Source organism: Streptomyces sp. NPDC051217 (assembly GCF_044455465.1).
Lineage (GTDB): Bacteria > Actinomycetota > Actinomycetes > Streptomycetales > Streptomycetaceae > Streptomyces.
On sequence record NZ_JBITEV010000002.1, the window covers coordinates 309,063 to 332,172 of the forward strand.

Consider the following 23,110-nt stretch of genomic DNA (forward strand, 5'->3'; position numbering starts at 1 on the left):
AAGGGAAGCGGAAATCGCCATTCGCCGGGGGCCGGGCGGGGGGAGATCCGGGCGCTGATCCGGATCCGGTAGGTGATCGGAGCGGAAAACGGGGCAGGTCACATGGGTGGGGCGCAGCAGCCCACCCCGTACCGCGGGGGCCGTCAACGCCAGGAGTTCGCATGACCGCGTACGTCATTACCGTCCCCGGCACCTTCCTGCGCACGCTCGACGCCGACTCCCGCGCGGCGCTGCTGCGGGCGCTGCGGCCGGCGGACCCGCAGCACACGGCTCTGGGTGAGGCGGAGGAGCTGGACGTGCTGACGGTCAACGAGGGCGGCACGTTCAGCATCCGGCTGGAGATCGAGGCCGACAACAGGCGGGGTGCCGAAGCCGAGGCGAAGAAGGTGGCGGGCGAGGCGCTGGGCGAGGCCGGCTTCTCGGCGGACGAGGCACCGCTGGGACCGGCGTTCGTCACGGGCATCGACAGCGAGTACTGATACCGGCAGGGACAGCCCTCAGGGCCTGTCCTGTCGCGCCTCCCGCAGGGAGTCGTCGACGACGCCGTCGTCCAGTGACGCGCGTACCAGCGCGGCTGCGAGGGTGGCGGGGCCCTCGTCCCCGGCCAGCCGCGCGAGCCTGGTCGCGTCGTTCCCGAGTCCGAGACGTTCGGCGCCGTGCAGCGCCTTGGTGTCGAAGTAGGGCACCACCTCGGGCCAGACGGCCTGGACCTCGCGCAGGAAGATGTCCGCCCCGACGGGGCCGATGCCCGGCACGTCCTGGAGAAGATGGCGCAGGACCGGCACATCTCCGTCCGCCTCGGCGCGCATGCGGCGCAGGTCACCGTGCCACCGCCGGATCAACAGCTCGGCGCCGTCGCCGAGCCGGGTCGAGGTGCTCTCGTCGTAACGGCGGTAACCGCCCTTTCCGAGGGCATCGACCCGCTGCTGCCAGGTCGCGTCGAGCATCCGGCGCGGGTTCCGCAGGCCCGCGTCGCGCAGGGCGCGCAGCGTGGCGACGGCGGTGCCGGCCCGGATGGGGGCGCTCAACAGGAGGGCGAGGACGAGCAGTTGGTACAGGGGCTGGGGGGTGTCACGCAGTCTGATGCCGGCGTCCGCGGCGTAGGTGCCGCCGTGGGAGTGGAGCAGTGCGTCTACGACGGTGCGCTGTTTCATCGGAACCTCAGGGGAGTCGTCCTCGCCCCGCGCGGCGGGCCGGTGTTGGTACGGCCCACGGGACGCGGGGTTCCGTAGGCGCGGCGCCGGGCGGAGCGCCGTACGGCTTCCGCGCGGGCCTTGGCGAGGCGGATCTCCTCGGCACGGATCTCTCCGGCGTGGTTGTCTTCGGCGCGAAGGTCTGTGCCGAGCAGGTCGTGCTTCGTGTCCGACGCCGCGGGCGGTGAGTCCCGGGACTCCTCCGAGGGGGTCTGCGTCTCGCCGTCGGCCGGCAGTGGCGCCCGCAGATGCGGCAACAGGAATTCCTCCATGCGTCCGAGCCCCACCGTGATCAGCAGCATCAGAGCCGGAAACACCAGGGAGATCAGTACGGTCGGCAGCAGCCCCATAACCCAGTCCCTTTCTCTTCCCGGCCCTGAGCGCGACCGGATTGAGCGGTGCCGACGGGAGAACGCCGACCTGAGATGCGCGCGGAACACGCGGGCAGTCGCTTGCGGGCGGTGCTTCGCACGCGTACACCGGGCGGGTACCACGTCTGTTGGAGTTCACACTGACGTGCCTGATTCGCACTATTGAGAAGCCTATGGCGTCCGCACGGACCTCGCTCGTCGGCTCCCGTACGGCCCAGTCCAAGTTGACAGACGGGTTGGGGGCGCCGCCGGGCTCAGGAATCGATGATCGGCTGCTCTGTCCAGATGACCTTGCCCTGGGCGCTGTAGCGCGTGCCCCAGCGCTCCGCGAACTGGGCGACGAGGAAGAGTCCGCGGCCCCCCTCGTCGGTGCCCGCCGCCTGGCGCAGATGGGGGGAGGTGCTGCTGTGGTCGGACACCTCGCAGATCAGGCTGCGGTCGCGGATCAGCCGTACCCGGATGGGCCCGGACGCGTAGCGGATCGCGTTGGTGACCAGTTCGCTGAGGATCAGCTCGGTGGTGAAGGCCTCTTCGACCAGGCCCCATTCCGTCAGCCTGCGCGTGACGTCGGCCCGCAGTCTGCCCACGGCGACGGGGTCGGCGGGAATCTCCCAGTCGGCGACGTGTTCGCTGTCCAGGACGCGCGTACGGGCCACCAGCAGGGCGATGTCGTCGCGCGGGGTCTCGGGCAGCAGCGCGTCGAGGACCGCGTCGCAGGCCTGCTCGGGGGTCCGGTCGGCCTGCTCGGCGAGCGTACGGCGCAGCAGCGTCAGGCCCTCGTCGATGTCACGCTCCCGGTCCTCCACGAGTCCGTCGGTGTACATCACCAGCCGGCTGTTCTCCGGCAGGTGGACCTCCAGCGTCTCGAAGGGCAGTCCGCCGAGGCCGAGCGGCGGGCCGCCTGGCACCTCGGCGAACACCGCCGTGCCGTCCTGCTGGATGATGACGGGCTGGAGGTGGCCGGCCCGCGCCATGGAGCAGTTCCCTGAGACGGGATCGTAGATCGCGTACAGGCAGGTGACGCCGGTGACGCCGGCGTCGGCTCCGTCGACGGCCTCCTCCTGATCGATACGGGTGACCAACTCGTCCAGGTGCCACAGGAGTTCGTCGGGCGGCAGGTCCAGGGTGGAGAAGTTGTGGACGGCCGTGCGCAGCCGGCCCATGGTGGCGGCGGCGTGCAGACCGTGGCCGACGACGTCACCGACGACGAGCGCCACCCGGGCGCCGGGCAGCGGGATGATGTCGAACCAGTCGCCGCCGACGCCGCCGAGCCCGCCGAGCCCGGCCTTGGCGGGCAGATAGCGGTACGCGACGTCGATGGCGCTCAGGGTGGGGAGGCCGCGCGGCAGCAGGCTGCGCTGGAGCGTGACGGCCATGGTGTGCTCTCGGGTGTAGCGGCGGGCGTTGTCGACGCTGACGGCCGCCCTGGCCACCAGTTCCTCGGCGACCGACAGGTCCTCGCCCTCGAACGCCTCCGCGCGCGCGCCGCGCCAGAAGGTGGCGACACCGAGAATGACGCCCCGTGCCTGCATGGGAACGGTGATCATCGAGTGGATGCCCTCTTCGTCCACGAGCTTCCTGGCGCGTTCGGGGTGTTGTTTGTGCCAGCCGGAGAACGCGGCGAGATCCGCGACCAGGATGGGCTCGCCGTTCATGATGGCGTCGCTCATCGGGGCACCGGGGGCGAAGTGGATCAGCTCGTCGAGGGGGTAGAGCGAGGTGTCCTCGTGCGGGCCGCTCAAGGCGGTGCGGCGCATGTCCAGCACCACGGTGGTCGGCTCCTCGCCGCGCAGGACGGCCTCGGCCAGGTCGACGCTCGCGTAGTCGGCGAAGTTGGCGGCGGCGAATTCGGTCAGTTCCTCGCAGGTGCGGACCACGTCCAGGGTCGTGCCGATCTCCGTACTGGCGTCGTACAGCAGGCGCAGCCGTCCCCGGGCCACGTCCGCCTTTCCGGTGAGCGCCTGGAGCTCGGTGGTGTCACGCAGGGTGGTCACGCTGCCGGGCGGACCACCGTCCTGGTCCGTGGGCCGCTGGCTGATGGCGAGCAGGCGCTGGCCGACGGGATGGACCTCGTCGGTCGCCGTCCGGCCGGAGGCCAGCAGCCTCTCCGTGTCCGGGTCGAGACCCAGCTCGGTGATCAGGCGGCCTTCCACGTCCGTCGGCAGGTTGAGCAGTCTGCGGGCCTCGTCGTTGGCGAGCAGCAGCTTGCCGTCCCCGCCGACGATGATCACTCCTTCGCGTACGGCGTGCAGAACCGCGTCGTGGTGCTCGTACATACGGGTCATCTCGGAGGGTCCGAGCCCGTGTGTCTGGCGGCGCAGCCGTCTGCTCACCAGGGCCGTGCCGCCCATGGTCAGGAGGAGCACACCGCCCGCGGCGCCGAACAGCAGCGGGAACTCGTCCTCCACCACCGCGCTCACGCGTTTGATGGTGATGCCCGCCGAGACGAGCCCGACCACCTTGCCGCTCGCGTCGGTGACGGGGACGACCGCCTGCACCAGGGGGCCGATGGTGCCGGTGATCTCCTCGGTGATGACATGCCCTCGCAGGGCCGGCTCCAGATTGCCGACGAACTTCTTGCCGACCCGGTTGGGAATCGGGTGGGTGTAGCGGATTCCCTTGGTGTTGAGGACGACGATGAAGTCCACGCCCGAACGTTCTCTGGCCAGTTCGGCGGGTCTGCGCAGGACCTCGGCGGGATTGGGGTTCTTGAGCGCGGCCTGGATGCCCGGAGAGTTCGCGAAGGTCGCGGCCACGGCGACGGAGCGGTTGCGGGCCTCGCGCTCGCTGTCCGAACGGCCCTGGAGTACAAGCGCGGCGGAGGCGGCGGCGACGAGCAGAACGACGATCGCCACCTGAAGGAGAAAGACCTGGCCTGCGACTGTCCTCATCTTCAGAACGGAGCGCCGGCGGCCGTCGCGTCCGGCCATGAACCCTTTCTACACCTCCCTCAGATGGTGGGCGAGCCGCGCGGGCAGGCAGGCGGACTTGACCCCGCACCCCCTCGGATGAACCATTCTGCGGGTTCGCGAGTGATGCATGTGACACGAGTTCACCGGCCGATATGGCCGGTCCACAGATTATGGGGGTTCACAGGTGTCCCGTCGGCCCGTTCTCGCCATTTCGATCACCGCGGGCGCGCTGCTGCTGACCTGCCTGCCCAGCGCCGCCGCCGAGCGGCCCGGCGGCGGCGAGCGGCTCACCATCGGCACGCTGTCGACCAGGCCCTCCGTGGTCACCGGCGGTGACGTACTGGTGCGCGTCGGGGTCCCGCGGAGCCTCGATCCCGACGACGTACGGATCACCCGCGACGGCACGGACGTCACGGACGCGTTCACGGACGCGGGTTCCGCGCCCGGGACCGCGCCCGGGACCCTGACCGGTCTGGTGACGTCCCTGCGCGAGGGCTCCAGCCGGCTCGTCGCGACCGTTCCCGGCCGGCCCGGCGCGCGGGCCACACTCCAGGTGCGTGACCATCCCTCGACCGGCCCCGTCATCAGCGGTCCGCACGAAAGCCCCTTCATGTGCGGTACGCGGTCGTTCAAACTGGTCGACGGCTCCACCCTGGGAGCGCCGCTGGACGAGGACTGCTCGATCACCACCCGGGTGGACCACGCGTACCGCTCCACCGACGGGACCGTGAAACCGCTGGCCGATCCGGCGAGCCGCCCGGCGGACCTGGCGTCGACCACCACGACCGCCGGCGCGCGCGTGCCGTTCCTCATCCGCATCGAGACGGGCACGCTCAACCGGGGCATCTACCAGATATCCATGCTGGCCGATCCCGCCGCGCCGGAGCCGACGCGGGCGCGGCCCTCCGAGGGGTGGAACGGGCGGCTGATGTACACCTTCGGCGGCGGCTGCCGGGGCGGGTGGTACACGCAGGGCGCGGACACCGGTGGCGTTCTGGACACCGAGATGCTGGGCCGCGGCTACGCGGTGGCCTCCTCGTCCCTCAATGTCTTCGGCAACAACTGCAACGACCTGCTGGCCTCCGAGACCACGATGATGGTCAAGGAGCATTTCGTGGAGCGGTACGGCGTCCCCCGCTTCACCATCGGCTGGGGGTGCTCCGGCGGCTCGTACCAGAGCTATCAGACCGCCGACAACTACCCGGGTCTGCTCGACGGCATCATCGTCGGGTGCAGCTTCCCCGACGTGACGTCGGCGACCAACACGACGCTGCTGGACTCCCGGCTGCTCGACCACTACTTCACCGAGTCGGCGCCGAACGAGTTCAGTGCCGAGCAGCAGACCGCCATCGCCGGGTTCCGCGAGCGGGCGAGCATCCCGAATCTGAGCGACGGCGCGAAGCGCCTCGATCCGGACGCGGAGTTCCCCGCCGCGCTGCCGGAGGACCAGAGGTACGACGCGCGCACCAACCCCGGTGGGGCACGGGGCACGGTCTTCGATCACACCGTGAACGTCTACGGGACCGAGCCGGACACCGGCGCCGCGCTGCGCCCGCTGGACAACGTCGGTGTGCAGTACGGGCTCGACGCGCTGAACGAGGGCGTGATCGACAAGCGGCAGTTCATCGACCTCAACTCCCGCGTCGGGGGCATCGACCGGGACGCCGTGTTCACGGCGGGGAGGACGGCCGCCGACGGTACGGCGACGGAGGCGGCGTACGGCACCGGCCGCATCCTGTGGGGCGGCGCTGGTCTGGCCACCACACCGGTCATCGACCACCGCTCCTACACCGACGATCTGCCCGGGGGCGACATCCACATGGCCGTGCACGGGTTCTCCACCCGCGCGCGGCTGATCGCGGCCAACGGCGACGCGGACAACCAGGTGATGCTCGCCGAGGACAACCGCCACGGGTTCAGTCTGGGGAGCCCCGCGCTGCGCCACGCCCTCACCGGGATGGACAGCTGGCTGACGGCACTGACGGCGGACGGCTCCCGGACGGCGTGGACACCCCGGGACGTCGTGGCGCACAAGCCGGCGGGGCTGACCGACGCGTGCTGGACCAGGGACGCGGAACCCCGGAAGATCGAGCAGCGCCTCGGCTACGACAACGCGGGCGAGTGCGGCGCGCTCTACCCGGCGTTCCCGACGCCGCGGCTGGTCGCCGGGGCCCCGCTCGCGGACGATGTGATCGCGTGTCACCGCAAGGCGGTGGATCCGGCCGACTACGCGGTGACGTTCACCGGCGGCGAACTCCGGGAGCTGCGTGCGGTGTTCCCGGGCGGGGTCTGCGACTGGAGCAGAAGTGGCCGGGGGCAGCGTCCGCCCACGGACACCTGGCAGACACTTTCGGCGAAAGGCGGGGAGCGATGAGTCCGACGACGGCGCGCACGCGGACCGGGCGGCGGATCGAGGTCGCCGTACGGGAACAGGCCAAGCTGGGTGAGGGTCCCACGTGGGATCCGGCGACCGGCCGGCTGATCTGGGTGGACATCCTCTCCGCGCGGATTCACACCTTCGACCCGTCCGGCGGCCGCCGGACGGTCATGGCCACCGAGCAGCACGTCGGCGCGGCGCTCCCCCGGGCCGGGGGCGGGCTGGTGGTCAACCTCCGGGACGGCATAGGACTGTACGGCCCCGGCGGCGACTTCTCCTGGCTGGTGCACGACCCGGTGCCCGGCCGCCGGGGCAACGACGCGGCCGTCGCGCCCGACGGCGCGCTGTGGGCGGGCAGCATGTACTACGACGAGACGCCGGGCGGCGGGACGCTGATCCGGGTCGCGCCTCGCGTATCCGCGGGGGCCGTCACCGACACGCGGCCCGTCACCGTCGGCAACGGCACCGGGTGGAGTCCGGACGGGCGGACGATGTACTACATCGACACCCCCACCGGCCGTATCGACCGGTTCCGGGCCGACACGCACTCCCCCGGCGAACCGCTCGTCGACCAGGGCCCGTTGGCGACGATCGAGCCCGGCGCCGGGCACCCGGACGGACTGACCGTCGACGCGGACGGGTGCGTCTGGGTCGCGCTGTGGGACGGCGCGGCGATCCGCCGCTACACACCGGACGGCGAGTTGGACCGTACGGTCGAACTGCCCGTACTCCGCCCCACGTCCTGCGCCTTCGGCGGCCCCGGGCTGCGCGACCTCTACATCACCACCGCCCGCGTCGGAGTCGTCGGCCCGCATCCCCTCACCGGTTCGCTGCTCGTCCTCACCGACGCGGGGCAGGGCGTCCCGGACACTCCGTTCGCCGGCTGAGACGTCCGGTACGCCGCCGGGCGGGAGTTGGGCCCGCCGACGGGCACTTGGGCCGGCGCTCGGCCTGGGCACACCAGCCGGGCGACCGTAAACCCGCAGGTAAGAAGGGGGTTGCACGCCCGCGGGGAGCGGGATTTGCTTGGCCCATGCAGCGACCGGTCTCCACCACCCCGTCATCCGCGGCGCTCGACCACCGCTACCGGGGTGAACATCCCGTTCGGACCCTCGGCTATCTCTTCCGTCCCGACCGCCCTCGTCTCGCGCTCGCCGTCCTCGCGTTCATCGGGAAGCACAGCCCGATCTGGCTGCTTCCCCTCATCACCGCCAACATCATCGACACCGTCGTGCAGCACGGTCCGGTCTCCGGCATCTGGATCAACGCTGGCGTGCTGCTCGTGGTCCTGCTGCTCAACTTCCCCCTGCACCTGCTCTATGTGCGCTGTCTCGCCGGGAGCGTACGGCGGGTGGGCATGGCGCTGCGCGACGCGCTGTGCCGCCGTATGCAGCAGCTCTCGATCGGCTACCACTCGCGGGTGAGCGCCGGCGTCCTCCAGGCCAAGGTGGTCAGGGACGTGGAGACGGTGGAGCAAATGGTCCAGCAGTCCTCGGACATGGGGCTGGCCGCCGTCATCACGCTCGTCGGCGGTCTCGTCGTGATCGGTGTGCGCGTACCGTCGTTCCTCCCCGTCTTCCTGCTCGTCGTCCCGGCCGCCGGTTTCCTCATCGTGCGGCTGCGCGGACGCCTCCACAGCCACAACGCGGCCTTCCGTCACGAGGTGGAGCGCATGTCGTCGCGCGTCAGCGAGATGACGTCGCTGATCCCGATCACCCGCGCGCACGGCCTCGAAGGCGCGGCCATGGTCCGTATCGACGGCTCGCTGCGCCAGGTGCTCGCGGCCGGGGTGCGGCTCGATCTGCTCAACGGGCGCTTCGGCGCGCTCGCGTGGATCCTGCTCAACTCCCTGGGCGTCGCGTGTCTCGCGGGCTCGGCGCTCGTCGCGTACCACGGTCTGCTGCCCATCACGGCGGGCGACGTCGTCATGCTGAGCGCGTTCTTCACCACCCTGACCGGCTCGATGGTGACCCTGCTCGGGCTGGCGCCCGTCATCAGCAAGGGACTTGAGTCCGTGCGGTCGGCGGGAGAGGTCCTCCAGGCTCCCGACCTGGAGAGCAACGCGGGCAAGGAGCGGGTCGGGTCGGTGGCCGGACGGATCGACTTCGAGGATGTCGGTTTCCAGTACGACGGCTCGCCCGACACCGCCGTGGCGGGCTTCACCCTCTCCGCCCGGCCGGGTCAGACCGTCGCCCTGGTCGGCGCGTCCGGCGCGGGCAAGTCGACCGTACTCAACCTCCTCATCGGCTTCATCCGGCCCACCTCCGGCCGCATCCTGCTGGACGGCGCGGACATGGCCTCCCTCGATCTGCGCAGCTACCGCCGTTTCCTGTCGGTCGTACCTCAGGAGTCGATCCTGTTCGAGGGCACGATCCGCGAGAACGTCACCTACGGGCTCGACGGCATGGACGAGGCGACGGTGCGGCGGGCGCTCCGGGACGCGAACGCCCTCGAATTCGTCGACCGGCTGCCGGACGGTCTCGACACCGTCGTCGGACAGCGCGGCGCGCGCCTGTCCGGTGGACAGAAGCAGCGGCTCGCGATCGCCCGCGCGCTGATACGCGACCCCCGGGTGCTCGTCCTGGACGAGGCCACCTCGGCCCTCGACACCCGGTCGGAGGCGCTGGTGCAGGAGGCGCTGGCACGGCTGGTCGACGGCCGCACCGTCTTCGTCGTCGCCCACCGGCTGTCCACGATCCGGGGCGCGGACAGCATCGTGGTGATGGAGCACGGCCGGATCGCCGAGGTCGGCACGCACGAGTCCCTGATGACACGCGGCGGGGTGTACGCCGGCCTCCAGCCGGCGCACCGCGCTTCCTAAGGGCGTGCCGGAGGAAGGCGGTCGCGTGGTCGTCCTCGCGCCGTCAGATGGATGTCCGCCAGCTCCCGTAGCGCCTTCTCCTCCGGCGTTCCCGGACCGGCCGTGTAGACGAGCAGGCTCAGCTCCTCGTCCTGCGGGAAGTGCGTGATCTCGTAGGTGAGCTTCAGGAATCCGAGGTGCGGATGGTCGACGAGCTTGATGCCGTGCGCTTTCGTACGCACCGTGTGCCGCGCCCACTAGTGGCGGAACTCGGCGCTGTGCTCCTTGAGTTCGTCCACCAGCTCCCGTAACTCCTGGTCCTCGGGGTGGATCCCGGCCGCGATACGCAGACTGCCCACGGCCTCGCGGGCGACCATGTCGCGGTCGGGGTAGCGGGCACCGATCTCCTCGTCCAGGAGGTGCAGTCGGCACATGTTGCGTTCGCGCGGGGGTAACGCGCCGAAGTCCGTGATCAGTCCGCAGACGGGGCGGTTCCAGGCGAGGACGTCCAGGCGGCGTCCGACGACCAGCGCCGGCGCGGTGATCCTGTCGAGCAGCCGCTGCACCTCGGGCCGTACGGCCGTGCCGGGCGCCACGGGGACCGGGGCCGCCCCTCCCGCCCCCGGCTTCCGCGGGCGGGCCAGCCGGAAGAGATGGTCCCGCTCGTCCCTGTCCAGCCGCAGGGCGTCGGGACGGCGCCGAGCACCGCGTCGGAGAACTGTCGGGCGACCGGGACGAGAAGCTGCGGTTCGGCCTGTGGAGCTCGTTCGTCACCGGGCAGATCGCACTCCCGCGGACGGTGACGGTGCCGGGCGCGCTCCCGGCCACCGCCGCCGTTCGGCCGCTCGCACCACCGCAGGGCGGCCGGGCCGCTCGTCCGGCCGCCCCTAACGGGTGATCAGCCGTCCCTACAGGCGCATCCCGCACCCTTTCCCGGGGAGCCTCCACCCGGGGCCCGACACGGAGAGAGGCGAGGTCCGATGAGCAGCCTCCTGGACACACTGCCCGCCGACGAGCGGCGCAGGCTGGGCTCCGCCCGGTCCGGTGCCCTGCTGGCGTCCGCGCCGATGCTCGCCACGTTGACCGACCGCCGGACGTTCGGCGACGGCTGGGTCTTCGAGCGCAAACTGGACGGCGTCCGGGTGCTCGCGGTGCGCGACGCCTCCGGCGTACGGCTGCTGTCACGCACCGGACGCCGGCTCAACGCGACCTACCCGGAGATCGTCGACGCCCTCGCCGCACAGGAATGCGCCGACTTCACGGTGGACGGGGAGGTCGTCGCGTACTCCCACGGCCGTACCGACTTCGCCCGGCTCCAGCAGCGGATGGGCATCAGCGACGCCCGCCGGGCACGCGCCAGCGGGGTGGCCGTCACGTACTACCTGTTCGATCTGCTGCGGCTCGACGGCGCCGATCTCACCGCGATCTCGTTGCGCTCGCGCAAGTCGCTGCTGCGCAGGGCACTGACCTACCGAGCGCCGCTGCGCTTCACACCGCACCGCAACGCGGGTGGTCAGGAGCTGCTGAAGCAGGCGTGCGCCAACGGCTGGGAGGGGCTGATCGCGAAGCGGGCGGCGGGCCGGTACGAGCCCCGGCGCTCAACGGGCTGGCTGAAGCTCAAGTGCGAGCAGGAGCAGGAGTTCGTCATCGGCGGCTACACGGAGCCGTCCCGCTCCCGCGTCGGTTTCGGCGCGCTGCTCCTCGGCCACTACGAGGACGGGCGGCTCCGTTACGCGGGCAAGGTGGGGACGGGCTACGACCACGCGACGCTCCTGGACCTCCGCCGACGGCTCGACGAGGCCGCGACGCCCCGCTCGCCGTTCGCCGATGTGGTCAAGGAGCGGGCCCCGCACTGGTCGGAGCCCCGGCTCGTCGCCCAGATCGCGTTCACCGAGTGGACGCGGGACGGGATGCTGCGTCACCCGCGTTTCCTGGGGCTGCGGGATGACAAAAAGCCGACGGACGTGGTGCGGGAGAGACCCACGTGACGACCGTACGGGTCATCCGTACGGGTCATCCGTACAGTGCCCGTGACAGTGCCCGCGTACGAGAACAGCGACGCGGCCCGTGACTGTGACGAAGGGCGGCGACACCCCATGAAAACCCCACCGACCCCCGGCTCCCGCATACCGCGCTTCCATCTCGCCATGCCCGTCGACGACCTCGCCGCCGCGCGCCGCTTCTACGGCGACGTACTCGGTCTGGAGGAGGGCCGCAGCTCGGACACCTGGGTGGACTGGAATCTGCACGGCCACCAGTTCGTGACGCATCTGGCACCGCGGCGCGGCGAGGGCGTAAGCAACGTGGTCGACGGGCACGACGTGCCCGTGCCGCACTTCGGGCTGCTGCTGACTCAGCCTGAGTTCCACGAGTTGGCCGACCGGCTCCGTACGGCGGGGACGACGTTCGTCATCGAGCCCTACCTGCGTTTCGAGGGGCAGCCCGGCGAGCAGTGGACGATGTTCCTGCTCGATCCGGCGGGCAACGCGCTGGAGTTCAAGGCGTTCGCGGACGACGCGCAGGTCTTCGCCGTCTGAGTCCGGCCGTGGGGACAGCGAAGGGCCACGGCGGGACGGGCACCGCGGCTGTCCTCGATCGCCGGCCGGGCCGCCATCGGCCCCTCCGGCGATCGAGGACGAACGATCAGAGCGCCGGGCGCTGCTTACCGCTCACTGCGGACCGGCAGCTTCCAGCCCGGCCGGACGAAGTGGCACGTGTATCCGTCGGGGTAGCGGATCAGATAGTCCTGGTGCTCGGGCTCCGCCTCCCAGAAGGGGCCGGCCTCGACCACCTCGGTGACGACCTTCCCGGGCCAGAGGCCGGAGGCCTCGACGTCGGCGATGGTGTCCTCGGCGACGCGCTTCTGCTCGTCGCCGACGAAGTAGATGGCCGACCGGTAGCTGAGGCCGATGTCGTTGCCCTGACGGTTGAGCGTCGTGGGGTCGTGGATCTGGAAGAAGTACTCCAGGATCTGGCGGTAGCTGGTCTTCTCGGGGTCGAAGATGATCTCGATACCCTCGGCGTGCGTTCCGTGATCGCGGTACGTAGCGTTCGGGATGTCACCACCGGTGTAACCGACCCGGGTGGAGATCACCCCCGGCAGACCGCGAATCAGATCCTGCACGCCCCAGAAGCAGCCGCCCGCGAGGATTGCCTTCTCTGTAGCCGTATCCGTAGCCATTTTTTAGTCCCTCCTCTGCCACACACGGTACTGCTCCGACGTGGACGGAGGCGCCTCGCAGAGGGGCGGGAGCACCGCTCACGGAGACGGCGTGTCACGCGCTGTGCAGCCGCGAGTCCAGCTCGGCGGCGGAGAGCTCTACGGCGTAGGCGTCGGTGCCGGGCTGGTGCTTGCGGCCTCCGCCGCCGAGATGGCCGGCGTTCACCGGGTCGAAGCCGATGTCGCGGATCAGACCGGCCACGACGGCGACGGCCTCCTCGTCGTCGCCGGAGATCGGGATGGCCAGGCGTGCCGGGTCGCCCTTGGGGCGGCCGCGGTCGCGCAGGACCTCCCAGAAGATGGCGTTGAACGCCTTGACCAGATTCGAGTCCGTCGCGTTCCGCAGCTTCTCGCTGGAGGTGGTGGAGTCGTCGTCCAGGTCGGGCTCGTGCCCGTCACGTGGCGGGTAGTAGTTGCACGTGTCGATGACGACCTTGTCGCGCAGTTCGGCGGTGGGCAGATCGCCGATGTTCCCGTACGGGATCGAGACGACGACCACCTGGCCGAACCGCGCCGCTTCCACGGCCGTGACCGCCCGGACGGGGCCGTCGATGCTCGCGACCAGCTCCGCCAGCGTCTCGGGGCCGCGCGAGTTCGCGAGGGCCACCTCGTGGCCGATGGAGGCGAAGTGCCGGGCGAGCGTGGAGCCGATACGGCCCGCTCCGATGATTCCGATACGCATGGTGCCTCTCCTGCCTGCGGGGTCGTGGGCCCGTGGTCCCGCTCGTACGGTCGCCTCCATGGGTAGCCGAATGGCGCCGCCCCAAACTTGCCGGAACGCGGGCCCGGACTCACCCTGAGGCTGCGGGCCACATCCGACGCCGACGGAGACCACCCGTGTGCGGCCGCCGCGCGGGGGCCTGGCCGACACCCCCGTACGCGTCCCGCCCGCGGCTCCGGGGGCAGGCGCCGGGAGCAGTGACGTCCGGAGAGGATCACGCCATGCACCACGACGAGATGATCGGCAAGATTCAGGCGCTCGCCCAACTGCCGGACCGCGGATCCACCGAGCGGGCGACACAGGCGGTGCTGCGGACGCTGGGCGAACGGCTGCCGGCGGGGCTCGCCGACCACGTGGCGGCGCAGCTGCCGCCGGAGCTTGCGGCCGACCTGCGGCGGCCGGCGGAATTCGCCGTCGCGGAGGGACGGGACGCGGGCTCGGGCGAACGGTTCGACCTGGTCGCGTTCACGGGCCGGGTCGCGGACCGGGCGGGTACCACGGAGGACGCGGCCCTCCGTGAGGCGGCCGCCGTGCTGGAGGTGCTGGACGCCGCTCTCGCCCCCGAGCTGATGAACAAGATCGCCGCCGCGCTGCCGGTCGACATCGGCGCGCTGCTGCCGGTCGGGCGCACCACCGGCGACCCGGGCTGAGGCGCACTCCGGGAGAGGGACCTGAAAGGAAGGGCATGTCGTGGCCGATCGCGAGCGTGAACCCGTGCTGGTGGCGGACGCCGGGTCTTCCAGCGTGCACCTGACCGTCTTCGCGAACGACGGCTCGGCGCTCGCCTCGTACGACGACACGTCGGCGCCGGGCGACAACACGGCCGGGCAACTCCGCGACCTGCTCCGTTACGCGCCGGCGCCCACGGCGGTCGGGCACCGGATCGTGCACGGCGGCCCGGAGCTACGGCACCACACCCTGGTCGACGACGAGGTCAGGGACGCGCTCCAGCGCATGTCCGACCTGGCCCCCTCGCATGTCCCGCCGGCCCTGCGCGTACTCGACGCGGCCCGCGAGCTGCTGCCCAACGTGCCGCACATCGCGTGCTTCGACACCGTCTTCCACACCGGTCTGCCCGCGGCGGCCCGGGAGTTCGCCGTACCCGAGACATGGCGCGGTGAGTTCGGTGTACGGCGCTACGGCTTCCACGGCCTGTCCTACGCGTGGGCACTGGCCCGTACCGCCGAACTGCTCGGGCGGCGGCCGAAGCGCCTGCGGATCGTCATCGCCCACCTCGGCGGCGGCTGCTCGGCGTGCGCGGTGCGTGACGGCACGAGCGTCGACACCACCATGGGTTTCACTCCCCTGGACGGTCTGGTGATGAGCCATCGCAGCGGCGCCGTCGACCCGGGTGCCCTGACCTGGCTCCAGACCCGGCACGGCCTCTCCGCACGCGACATCGACGACGCCCTCGACCACCACTCGGGCCTGCTGGCGCTGTCCGGTACGTCGGGCGACACCCGCGACCTGGTCCGCGCCCGCGCGACGGGCGACGAACGGGCGGCTCTGGCGCTGGACGTCTTCACTCACCACTGCCGCAGCGGTATCGCCGCGATGGCCGCGTCCCTGGACCGCCTCGACGCGCTGGTGTTCACGGGCGAGATCGGCGAGGACCAGCCGGAGGTACGCGAGGAGATCTGCGCGGGGCTGGGCATCCTGGGGGTCGCGGGCGGCCTGCGGCTGCGACCGGAGGGCGACGACGCGCCTGCCTACCTGGTCAGCGCGGCGGAGGCGGAGATCCCGGTGATCGTGGTACCGACGGGCGAGGCCCGCCAGATCGACAAGGAAACGCGCACGCTGCTGAGCGCGCGCTGATACGTCACTCGGCTGGGCTCCTCGGCAGTTCGGGGCGTCCCCGTCACGCCTCCGCGCCCCACTTCGGAGGTCCCCTACTGCCGGACCGGGCTCTCGGGGCTCGGGGCCAACCCGCCGCGGACCGGGGCGCGTTCGTCGGGGGCCTGGGTGGGGGCCGCCGGCGCGCGGGGGTTGGGGGCGGTCCCGGGGGTGCGGGCGCCCGGGGTGGGGGTGTTCGGGGTGAGGGAGCTCTCCGGGGCGGTCCTTCCGCCGGGGCGGGGGGTGACCGGGGGTGGGGCCGGGTCCGGGGAGGAGCGGGTCGCCGGCGGCGGGGCGAGAGGCACCGTCGGGGATGCCGGGCCGTCGGACGTCGTCGCGAGATGGAGGGGCAGCGCGACGAGGGCGAGGGCGGCGCACGAGAGGCCCGCCCCGGCGGCGGCCCGTAGCAGCCGGCGGCGGGCGGCGCTGCGGCGGATCGCCTCGTACCGACGGGGCGGTGGGCCGAGGCGGTCGGACGTGGGCCGCAGGATGACGGCGAGGGGGTCGTCGGGTTCGAACTCCGGCCGGTCGTCAGCGCGTGTGGTCAAGGCTTCTCCTCAGGTGGGCGCGGAGCAGTTCGCGGGCCGCGTGGAGGTCGGCCTTGACGGTTCCTTCCTTGCGCCCGGTCAGCACGGACACCTCCCGGATCGGCATGTCGGCGTAGTAGTGCAACAGGATCGGGACACGCAGTCGTTCCGGCAGTGACTGTACGAGCAGACGTACCGAAGGGTCCGCCTGCTCGGTGTGCGGGCTGACCGCGGCTTCGGAGGTGACTCGGCGCATGGCCCTGCGTTCGCGCTCCAGTTTGCGCCAGTGGTCCCGTACGAGGTTGGCCGCGGTGACGTAGAGGAAGCCGCGCGGCTCCTGCACGGATGTCCACCGCGCCCAGAGCCGCGTGAACGCCTCGGAGGCGATCTCGTGCGCCGTCTCGTCGTCGTCGACCAGACGGCGGCACCAGCCGGCGAGGCGCGGGTAGAGGGCGGCGAACAGGTCGGACGCTGCCTTGTCGCGGGACCGTTTCAACGCTCTCCATGGTCGTGGCCGCAGTGGGGGGGTCGGCAGGGCTCACCGGCCCGGCCCACAGGGAAGGAGTCCGGACCGAGGGCGTACGTTCCCCCGGTCCGGTATCCGGTGGCGCGTCAGGGGCCGCTCGCGGACGTCATCGTGGCGAAGACGATCACGTTGCCGAGATAGCCGTCACCGGTACGGGGCCCACCGCAGGTGATGAGCCTCAGCTCCGGGCGGCCCACGTCCCCGTACACGTCGTCCGCCGGGAAGTCCGCCTTGGCGACCTTCCGTACGGAGCCGACCGCGAACTCCGCCGCCGCTCCGTTCTCCAGGCGCGCCGTGACCGTGTCGCCCCGGCGCAGACGGGCGAGGTCCCGGAAGACACCGTCGCCGTGGGAACCGACCGTGACATGGCCGATGATCACCGACGGGCCGACCTGACCGGGCGTCGGCGAGTGCCGGTACCAGCCCGCGCGGTCGTCCGCCGTGATCGGGGGCACCCGCATGGTGCCGTCCGGGGCCAGCCCCAGCCCCATGACCGGGGTGTCGACCCCGATGGCGGGGATCAGCAGCCGGGCCGGAACGGAGCGCCCGAGGGCCTTCGCTTCCCGCTCACCCTTCGCCTTCGCGGCGGGAGGTGGCGTACCGCTGGACCGATCCTCGTTCGTGGCCCGGTCGGCTCCGGGGCCGCCGCAGCCCACGAGCAGCGAGGCCAGCGCGGCGGCGGCGAAGGCGCGCCTGGAGGGCGGGGTCACGCCCCGGTCGCTCGCCGGCGGCGTACGACGAAGACCGCCGCACCGCCCGCGGCGAGGGCCGCGGCGCCGGTTCCGATCAGCATGCTGTCGGTACCGGACCCCGAGGCCGCGGGGGCCACTCCGGTGTCGGGCGCGCCCTCCGGGACGACGGCGACCTGGCCGGGGGTCCTGGCCGGGGCGGGGGCGGCACTCGGAGTCCGGGCGGTCGTCGCCTGCGACGGCTCGGCGGGGGCGGGGGCGGCCCCGGTCGGGCGGGTGCTGGGGACCGGGACCGGGGTCGGGGTCGCGTCGTCGGCGAACGCGGGCACCGCGGTCGCCAGCACGGCGGTGCTCGCGAGTGCCATGGCACTGAGGACAGTTCGGCGCATGAGCCGCTCTCTTTCGTCGTCCGCCTGCCCGGGGACCCGGCGGGCGGGGGCTACAGATCGGGAGGAGAGACGAGGCGGGGGCGCGGCGGGTTGTAAAGGAATGGCAAAGCCGCCGGGGCGGCCCGGCGCGGGGTCGTCTGCCACCGGGGCGTGGCGGCGCGCGGGTCCCTCGCCGTACCCCCTCCGCCCCGACACCACGAGCTCAACACCCCGGCAGGTATCTTCCCGCCATGCACACCGTCGCCGTCCTCGCTCTCGATCAGGTCGTCCCCTTCGACCTGTCCACCCCGATCGAGGTCTTCGCCCGCACCCGGCTCGCGGACGGCAGCGCCGCCTACCGGGTACGCGTGTGCGCCGAACAGCCGGACGTCGACGCGGGTGCGTTCACCCTGCGCGCCCCCTGGGGGCTGGACGGGCTCACGGGCGCGGACACGGTGATCGTGCCCGGCACCGCCGACCCCGCCTCGGCCCTCACCCCCGCCACACGCGACGCGCTGCGCGCGGCTGCCGCGCGCGGTACCCGTATCGCGTCCATCTGCTCCGGGGCCTTCCCCCTCGCCGCCACGGGTCTCCTCGACGGTCTGCGCGCCACCACCCACTGGGTCGCGGCCGGCCAACTGGCCGACGCCCACCCGGACATCGAGGTCGACCCGGACGTTCTGTACGTCGACAACGGGCAGATACTCACCTCGGCCGGCGCCGCCGCGGGCCTCGACATGTGTCTTCACATGATCCGCGGCGACCACGGCTCCGCCGTCGCCGCCGACGCGGCGCGACTCTCCGTGGTCCCGCTCGAACGCGAGGGCGGCCAGGCGCAGTTCATCGTCCACGAGCACCCGCCCACGCCGCGGGGCTCCGCGCTCGAACCCCTCCTCATCTGGCTCCAGGGCAATCTGGGCCGCGATCTGGCGCTCGCCGACATCGCAGCGCAGGCCGGGGTGAGCACCCGGACGCTGATCCGGCGCTTCCGCGAACAGACCGGGGACACCCCGCTCCAATGGCTCCACCGTGCACGGGTCCGCCAGGCTCAGCAGTTGCTGGAAAGCACCGGCCACTCGGTCGAACACATCGGCGCCCAGGTCGGCTTCGGCTCGCCCACCGCCTTTCGCGACCGTTTCAAGCGGACCACGGGCGTCAGTCCCCTCACATACCGCCGCTCCTTCAGCTGACCGCCGGCAATAATCCGGGCCTGGTTGTCACTTTCGCCTGTTCTGCACGCCAATTCCTTCTGGCAGATTGAGCGACAACTCCGGTGCGCAGACCGGTGTGTACGAGAAAGCGGAACGGAACCCATGCTCGTTGTCGCGCCCATACTCATCGGCGTTCTCTATGTATGCCTCATGTCTCTCATCCGTGAGCCGCACCGACGCCGGTTCAACGCGATCATGGTGGCCGGTGCGGGAGCCGCCTATCTCAGCGGAGGCGGATTCGGGGCCTGGGAATTCGCCTTCACCGTCGTCGTGACGTATTGCGCCTACCGTGGCCTTGATTCCTGGACATTCATCGGCATCGGATGGCTGCTGCACACAGGCTGGGACGTACTCCACCATCTCAAAGGGAATCCCATCATTCCTTTTGCCGAGCACTCTTCCTTCGGTTGCGCGATATGCGACCCCGTCATCGCGGTGTGGTGCCTGGCCGGTGGACGCTCCGTTTTCGACGTGCTTCGCGGTCGTCGGTCCGAGTCCCCTTCCGATGCCGCTCCCGTGGCGCGTCACCCGTGAACGACACGGCTCCGGCGCTCCCGAGCCGGTCCACCCGGGGCTCGCGCTCATGGTGGGCTCCTATGCCTGCCGCTCCTCCACCGTGGGGACGGTCTGGAGGCGTACCGCGTCCTGCCCCGGCGGGGCACCGAACATGCGCCGGTACTCCCGGCTGAACTGGGAAGCACTGTCGTAACCGACGGCGTGGCCGACCGCCGCCACGTCGTACGGCGCCGCCATCAGCCGGATACGGGCCTCCTGGAGCCGCAGCTGTTTCTGGTACTGGAGCGGACTCATGGCGGTCACCGCGCGGAAGTGCCGGTTGAGCGAGGCGACGCTCATGCCGACCTCGTCGGCGAGGTCGGCGATGCGGATCACCCGGTCGAAGTGGGTTCTGATCCACTCGACGGCCTTTGTGACGAGCGCGAGACGGCTTCCGGCCAGCCCGATCTGCCTGACCAGGGCACCCTGCGGCCCGCTCAGCAGGCGCCAGTGAATCTCGCGCCGTACACCGGCCGCCAGCATCGACGCCTCTCGCGGGTCGTCGCACAGACGCAGGAGCCGGACGACGGCGTCGAGAAGCTTGTCGTCGGCGTCGCTGGTCGCGATGCCCGGTCCGTCGTGGGGGCGGGCCGCGGTGGGCCCTTCTTCGAGCAACAGCTGTGCGATGAGCGCGGGCTGGAGCGGCAGCGCGAAGGCGAGAAACGGCTCGGCGGCCGTGGCACGGGTGATCTGTGAGGTCAGGGGGAGGTCGACCGCCACGACGAGGAACTGGCCCGCGCGGTAGTCGAAGATGTGCTCGCCGAGAGCCGATCGCTTCGCCCCCTGGACGACCAGGGCGAACACGGGTTCCGTGGTCGAGCCCAGCGGTTCGGTCACGCGGTCGGTGGCGAACACGCTCATTCCGTCGATCCACACTGGGCGTGGGCTCCCGGCGGCCAGCCGTGCGATCCGGCTGCGCAGTTCGTCCGATCGATCCATCGTTCCAGTCAACCACGGGTGGGAGCCCGAGCCGGACGCCCATGGCTGAAGGTTGAGCGGATCGTGCACTGATCCGCGCGCATCGGTCTAGGAGATCCCGACCCGGTGGCCTTGACTCGAAGGAGCAGCGGGACCGCCTCCGACGGGGTCCCGAACGCCGGAGAACCGAGGATTCGAACCATGTCGCTCACTTCCTACGTCACGCTGGGCCGCTCGGGCCTGCGCATCAGCCCGTTCACGCTGGGGACCATGACCTTCGGCGAGGACCACGGCTGGGGCAGCAGCCCTGAGGAGTCCAGGAACATCCTCTCGGCCTACCTCGACCGCGGCGGCAACGCGATCGACACGGCCAACATCTACACCAACGGCCACTCCGAGAAGATCATCGGTGACTACTTCGCCGGCCGCGGGGCGCTGCGCGACCGGGTCGTGATCGGTACGAAGTTCTTCGCCAATCTGTACGCGAACGACCCCAACGGCGGCGGTCCCGGCCGTAAGGCGATCGTGCAACAGCTGGAGAACTCGCTGCGACGCCTCAGGACCGATTACGTCGACATCTACTGGCTCCACAACTTCGACCCGACCACACCGGTCGAGGAGACCCTGCGCGCGCTGGACGATCTGGTCCGCGACGGCAAGGTGCGGTACGTGGGATTCTCCGACGTACCGGCGTGGGCGACGGCAGAGGCGGCGACCATCGCCCGCACGCGCGGGTGGGCTCCGATCATCGCGCTCCAGTTGGAGTACTCCCTGCTGGAAAGGACCTCGGAGGGCGAGCTGTTCCCCATGGCCCGAGCGATGGGGATGGGCGTGATGCCGTGGGGTCCGCTCAAGAGCGGGTTCCTGTCGGGCAAGTACTCCAGCTCGGCCACCGGCCCGGTCGACACCACCCGCGCGCAGCTGGTCGGCGCCCCGAGCGAGGCGGACTATGTCGTGATCGACGCGCTCAACGCCGTCGCGCGTGAGGCGGACGCCAGTCCGGCGGCGGTGGCCCTGGCCTGGGTGCAGGGCCGTCCGGGTGTCACGTCGACCCTGGTCGGCGCGCGCCGGATGGACCAGTTCGAGGCCAACCTGCGCGCCCTCGACCTCACGCTCACCGACACCCAGCGCGCCACGCTGGACGAGGTGTCGGCCCCGGCCCTGAACTTCCCCGCCCTCAACAACAGGACCCTCGCACCCATGCTCCAGTTCGCCGGAGCCACCGTGGACGGGCGCCCGTCGGTGGTGTCCCCGCTGCTTCGGGCGAACGACGCGCGCTACTGAGGCCCCTCGCGAGCCGTACCGGCTCGCGCTGCCCCCCGGCGGTGGCCATCCGGGCTCCCGTGGATCAGCGGAACAACAGGCCCGCGGGTCAACAGGCCCGCGGGTCAACAGGCCCGCGGGTCAGTGGGATCTGCGGGTCACGCTGGAGCGCAGGTGGCGACGGGCACTTCTCATCGGTCAACTCGCGGGGGTCCCGGCCAGTCGCGCCCCGAAGAAGCCGGTGAGCTTCGCGACGGCGGCACCGACGTACGGCTCCTTGTCGTAGAGGTCGATGTGACTGGCGCCGTCGATCCAGTGCAGTTCCTTCGGGCCGCGTGCGCCCTGGAACGCCTCGACGCCCATCCACGAGGTCTCCGCCTCACGTCCGACGACCATGAGCACCGGGCGCGGCGCGATCAGGTCGATGAAGCGGAAGGCGTCGAAGAGAGCCATGCGGTCGACGCTCGACCACGTCAGCGACTTCGTGGAGCGGGGGTGCTGGGCACGGTCGGTGCGGTAGTACTCCCAGCCCTCGAAGACGTGCCGGCCGAGGGCGCGGGCCTGCTCGGCGGTGTCGGGGAAGAGGTCGAAGCTCTGTACTCCCTCGCCGCGGGCCTCCGCGGTTCGCGCCGCCGCGGCGGCGTCGAGCATGCCCCGGAACACGGCGGGATCCTGGGTCCCGTCCGCGCCCAGGCGGAACTGGCGGGCGATGTCGACGCCGCTGACGGTGCCGACGGCCTTGACGCGGTGGTCGGCGACGGCGGCGGAGAGCGCGTACCCGCCGGAGGCACAGATGCCCAGCACACCGATACGGTCGGGGTCGACCTCGTCACGGGTGGTGAGACAGGAGACCGCGGCCTTGATGTCCTCCACCCGCTGCGCCGGGTCCTCCAGCCCGTGCGGGCTGCCCTCGCTCTCGCCCTGGTAGGCCGCGTCGAACGCGAGCGTGACGAACCCCTCACCGGCCAGCCGCTCGGCGTAGAGCCCGGCGGCCTGCTCCTTCACGCCGCTCCCGGGGTGGCCGACGACGATCGCGGGGCGCGGCCCGGCGACGTCGTTCTCCGGGGTTCGGAAGTGCCCGGCGAGCTTCAGCCCGGCGCTCGGAAAGGTGACGTCCGTCTTCACGATGGCGTCTGTCCGCATGATGGTTCTCTCCAGCCGTACGAGGTGGGGGCGGGGCGCGAGAAGGCGGGTCCCGGTGGCCGCCTGACTCCGCGGGCCACATCCCCCACTGTCACGCCGCCCTGCAGCGGGTGCCAGGGAGGGCTCTGCCTGTGCGGAGCAGTACCAGGCACGCGGCCGCGGCCCGGCGCACACTGGAGGCATGCGGCACCATGGCGACGCCTCCCACGGGAACGAGCTGGGCGAATTCCTGTACGCCTGCCGCGCCGCGATCGACCCGCACCGGGCGGGCTTCGAGCGGGACGGCCCCACCACGCACGAGCGGGACGGCCACGCCACCGGCCGGCGGGACGGCCCCACCACGAAATCCGACCGCCGTCCCCGCTGACGCCGCCGCTCGCGACCACCTCCCGACTGCGGGAAATGCCCTGGCTCTTGACAGAACCCGCACAGGATTACAGCCTATGGCAACGTTGTCAGACGGTCTGTGCAGGCCGTTTGCTC

Annotated in this window: 23 protein-coding genes and 1 pseudogene; 12 read left to right on the forward strand and 12 right to left on the reverse strand. The window is 71.4% G+C overall.

The features are described 5' to 3' along the window. The first annotated feature begins 161 nt into the window (after positions 1–161). Positions 162–479: a hypothetical protein gene (locus tag ACIBBB_RS06475; protein ID WP_398979351.1), complete on the forward strand. Its 318-nt coding sequence runs from the start codon at positions 162–164 to the stop codon at positions 477–479. Positions 480–497: 18 nt separating this feature from the next. On the opposite strand, the gene ACIBBB_RS06480 is transcribed toward ACIBBB_RS06475, so the two are convergent. The 3 genes from ACIBBB_RS06480 to ACIBBB_RS06490 all read right to left on the reverse strand — a co-directional run bounded on the left by ACIBBB_RS06480 (position 498) and on the right by ACIBBB_RS06490 (position 4,494). Next, positions 498–1,154, reverse strand: coding sequence for an endonuclease (locus tag ACIBBB_RS06480; protein ID WP_398979353.1), 657 nt, complete (start codon positions 1,152–1,154; stop codon positions 498–500). Further along, positions 1,151–1,543, reverse strand: coding sequence for a hypothetical protein (locus ACIBBB_RS06485; protein ID WP_398979355.1), 393 nt, complete (start codon positions 1,541–1,543; stop codon positions 1,151–1,153). Before ACIBBB_RS06485 ends, ACIBBB_RS06480 begins: the two co-directional genes overlap by 4 nt. Before the next feature lie 275 nt (positions 1,544–1,818). Next, positions 1,819–4,494 carry a SpoIIE family protein phosphatase gene (locus ACIBBB_RS06490; RefSeq protein WP_398979357.1) on the reverse strand — a complete coding sequence of 892 codons (2,676 nt, stop codon included), beginning with the start codon at positions 4,492–4,494 and terminating at the stop codon, positions 1,819–1,821. A 166-nt stretch (positions 4,495–4,660) separates the two neighbouring features. Between ACIBBB_RS06490 and ACIBBB_RS06495 the strand changes: the two genes are divergently transcribed. The 3 genes from ACIBBB_RS06495 to ACIBBB_RS06505 all read left to right on the forward strand — a co-directional run bounded on the left by ACIBBB_RS06495 (position 4,661) and on the right by ACIBBB_RS06505 (position 9,674). After that, positions 4,661–6,850: a DUF6351 family protein gene (locus ACIBBB_RS06495; RefSeq protein ID WP_398979358.1), complete on the forward strand. Its 2,190-nt coding sequence runs from the start codon at positions 4,661–4,663 to the stop codon at positions 6,848–6,850. Further along, positions 6,847–7,740: an SMP-30/gluconolactonase/LRE family protein gene (locus ACIBBB_RS06500; protein ID WP_398979359.1), complete on the forward strand. Its 894-nt coding sequence runs from the start codon at positions 6,847–6,849 to the stop codon at positions 7,738–7,740. Before ACIBBB_RS06495 ends, ACIBBB_RS06500 begins: the two co-directional genes overlap by 4 nt. Before the next feature lie 146 nt (positions 7,741–7,886). After that, positions 7,887–9,674, forward strand: a complete 1,788-nt coding sequence (locus ACIBBB_RS06505; RefSeq protein WP_398979361.1) for an ABC transporter ATP-binding protein — start codon at positions 7,887–7,889, stop codon at positions 9,672–9,674. Here the strand turns inward: ACIBBB_RS06505 and ACIBBB_RS06510 are convergent. Beyond that, a pseudogene (locus tag ACIBBB_RS06510) lies at positions 9,671–10,249 on the reverse strand (hypothetical protein). The gene ACIBBB_RS06505 and the pseudogene ACIBBB_RS06510 overlap by 4 nt on opposite strands. A gap of 384 nt (positions 10,250–10,633) precedes the next feature. On the opposite strand from ACIBBB_RS06510, the gene ligD reads away from it, so the two are divergent. Then, the gene (ligD, locus tag ACIBBB_RS06515; protein ID WP_398979363.1) at positions 10,634–11,641 is read left to right on the forward strand and encodes a non-homologous end-joining DNA ligase; all 1,008 of its coding nucleotides are present in this window, start codon (positions 10,634–10,636) and stop codon (positions 11,639–11,641) included. A gap of 108 nt (positions 11,642–11,749) precedes the next feature. After that, complete coding sequence (locus ACIBBB_RS06520; RefSeq protein WP_398979366.1) at positions 11,750–12,190, forward strand: VOC family protein; 441 nt, start codon at positions 11,750–11,752, stop codon at positions 12,188–12,190. 125 nt (positions 12,191–12,315) lie between these two features. Here ACIBBB_RS06520 and msrA read toward each other — a convergent pair whose 3' ends face one another. After that, positions 12,316–12,834 (reverse strand): peptide-methionine (S)-S-oxide reductase MsrA, encoded by a 519-nt coding sequence (msrA, locus tag ACIBBB_RS06525; protein ID WP_398979368.1) that lies wholly within the window; start codon positions 12,832–12,834, stop codon positions 12,316–12,318. Positions 12,835–12,928: 94 nt separating this feature from the next. Beyond that, entirely contained in the window at positions 12,929–13,555 is a 627-nt protein-coding gene (locus ACIBBB_RS06530; RefSeq protein ID WP_398979370.1) for an NADPH-dependent F420 reductase, read from the reverse strand. Between the two features lie 260 nt (positions 13,556–13,815). Here ACIBBB_RS06530 and ACIBBB_RS06535 point away from each other — a divergent pair, with 260 nt between their 5' ends. Both ACIBBB_RS06535 and ACIBBB_RS06540 read left to right on the forward strand, forming a co-directional pair. After that, positions 13,816–14,244 carry a DUF2267 domain-containing protein gene (locus tag ACIBBB_RS06535; protein ID WP_398979372.1) on the forward strand — a complete coding sequence of 143 codons (429 nt, stop codon included), beginning with the start codon at positions 13,816–13,818 and terminating at the stop codon, positions 14,242–14,244. A gap of 40 nt (positions 14,245–14,284) precedes the next feature. Continuing rightward, on the forward strand, positions 14,285–15,409 hold the full coding sequence (locus ACIBBB_RS06540; protein ID WP_398979374.1) for an acetate/propionate family kinase: 1,125 nt from the start codon (positions 14,285–14,287) through the stop codon (positions 15,407–15,409). Positions 15,410–15,483: 74 nt separating this feature from the next. Here ACIBBB_RS06540 and ACIBBB_RS06545 read toward each other — a convergent pair whose 3' ends face one another. The 4 genes from ACIBBB_RS06545 to ACIBBB_RS06560 form a co-directional block, all read right to left on the reverse strand. Beyond that, positions 15,484–15,975 carry a hypothetical protein gene (locus ACIBBB_RS06545; protein ID WP_398979376.1) on the reverse strand — a complete coding sequence of 164 codons (492 nt, stop codon included), beginning with the start codon at positions 15,973–15,975 and terminating at the stop codon, positions 15,484–15,486. Then, positions 15,959–16,450 carry an RNA polymerase sigma factor gene (locus ACIBBB_RS06550; protein WP_398979378.1) on the reverse strand — a complete coding sequence of 164 codons (492 nt, stop codon included), beginning with the start codon at positions 16,448–16,450 and terminating at the stop codon, positions 15,959–15,961. The genes ACIBBB_RS06545 and ACIBBB_RS06550 overlap by 17 nt, the downstream gene beginning before the upstream one ends. 116 nt (positions 16,451–16,566) lie before the next feature. Continuing rightward, positions 16,567–17,190 (reverse strand): class F sortase, encoded by a 624-nt coding sequence (locus ACIBBB_RS06555; RefSeq protein ID WP_398979380.1) that lies wholly within the window; start codon positions 17,188–17,190, stop codon positions 16,567–16,569. After that, the gene (locus ACIBBB_RS06560; protein ID WP_398979382.1) at positions 17,187–17,558 is read right to left on the reverse strand and encodes a sortase-dependent protein; all 372 of its coding nucleotides are present in this window, start codon (positions 17,556–17,558) and stop codon (positions 17,187–17,189) included. Before ACIBBB_RS06560 ends, ACIBBB_RS06555 begins: the two co-directional genes overlap by 4 nt. Positions 17,559–17,788: 230 nt before the next feature. Between ACIBBB_RS06560 and ACIBBB_RS06565 the strand changes: the two genes are divergently transcribed. After that, the gene (locus ACIBBB_RS06565) at positions 17,789–18,727 is read left to right on the forward strand and encodes a GlxA family transcriptional regulator (RefSeq protein WP_398979384.1); all 939 of its coding nucleotides are present in this window, start codon (positions 17,789–17,791) and stop codon (positions 18,725–18,727) included. 123 nt (positions 18,728–18,850) lie between these two features. After that, positions 18,851–19,282, forward strand: coding sequence for a DUF6010 family protein (locus ACIBBB_RS06570; protein WP_398979387.1), 432 nt, complete (start codon positions 18,851–18,853; stop codon positions 19,280–19,282). A gap of 60 nt (positions 19,283–19,342) precedes the next feature. Here the strand turns inward: ACIBBB_RS06570 and ACIBBB_RS06575 are convergent, their stop codons facing one another. Beyond that, a complete protein-coding gene (locus ACIBBB_RS06575) occupies positions 19,343–20,242 on the reverse strand; it encodes an AraC family transcriptional regulator N-terminal domain-containing protein (RefSeq protein ID WP_398979389.1) in 900 nt (299 codons plus the stop codon). A 180-nt stretch (positions 20,243–20,422) separates the two neighbouring features. Here ACIBBB_RS06575 and ACIBBB_RS06580 point away from each other — a divergent pair, with 180 nt between their 5' ends. Further along, positions 20,423–21,505: an aldo/keto reductase gene (locus ACIBBB_RS06580; RefSeq protein ID WP_398979392.1), complete on the forward strand. Its 1,083-nt coding sequence runs from the start codon at positions 20,423–20,425 to the stop codon at positions 21,503–21,505. A gap of 177 nt (positions 21,506–21,682) precedes the next feature. Here the strand turns inward: ACIBBB_RS06580 and ACIBBB_RS06585 are convergent, their stop codons facing one another. Continuing rightward, positions 21,683–22,612: an alpha/beta hydrolase gene (locus ACIBBB_RS06585; protein ID WP_398980053.1), complete on the reverse strand. Its 930-nt coding sequence runs from the start codon at positions 22,610–22,612 to the stop codon at positions 21,683–21,685. A 196-nt stretch (positions 22,613–22,808) separates the two neighbouring features. Here ACIBBB_RS06585 and ACIBBB_RS06590 point away from each other — a divergent pair, with 196 nt between their 5' ends. Beyond that, positions 22,809–22,994: a hypothetical protein gene (locus ACIBBB_RS06590; protein WP_398979395.1), complete on the forward strand. Its 186-nt coding sequence runs from the start codon at positions 22,809–22,811 to the stop codon at positions 22,992–22,994. Positions 22,995–23,110 lie beyond the last annotated feature (116 nt).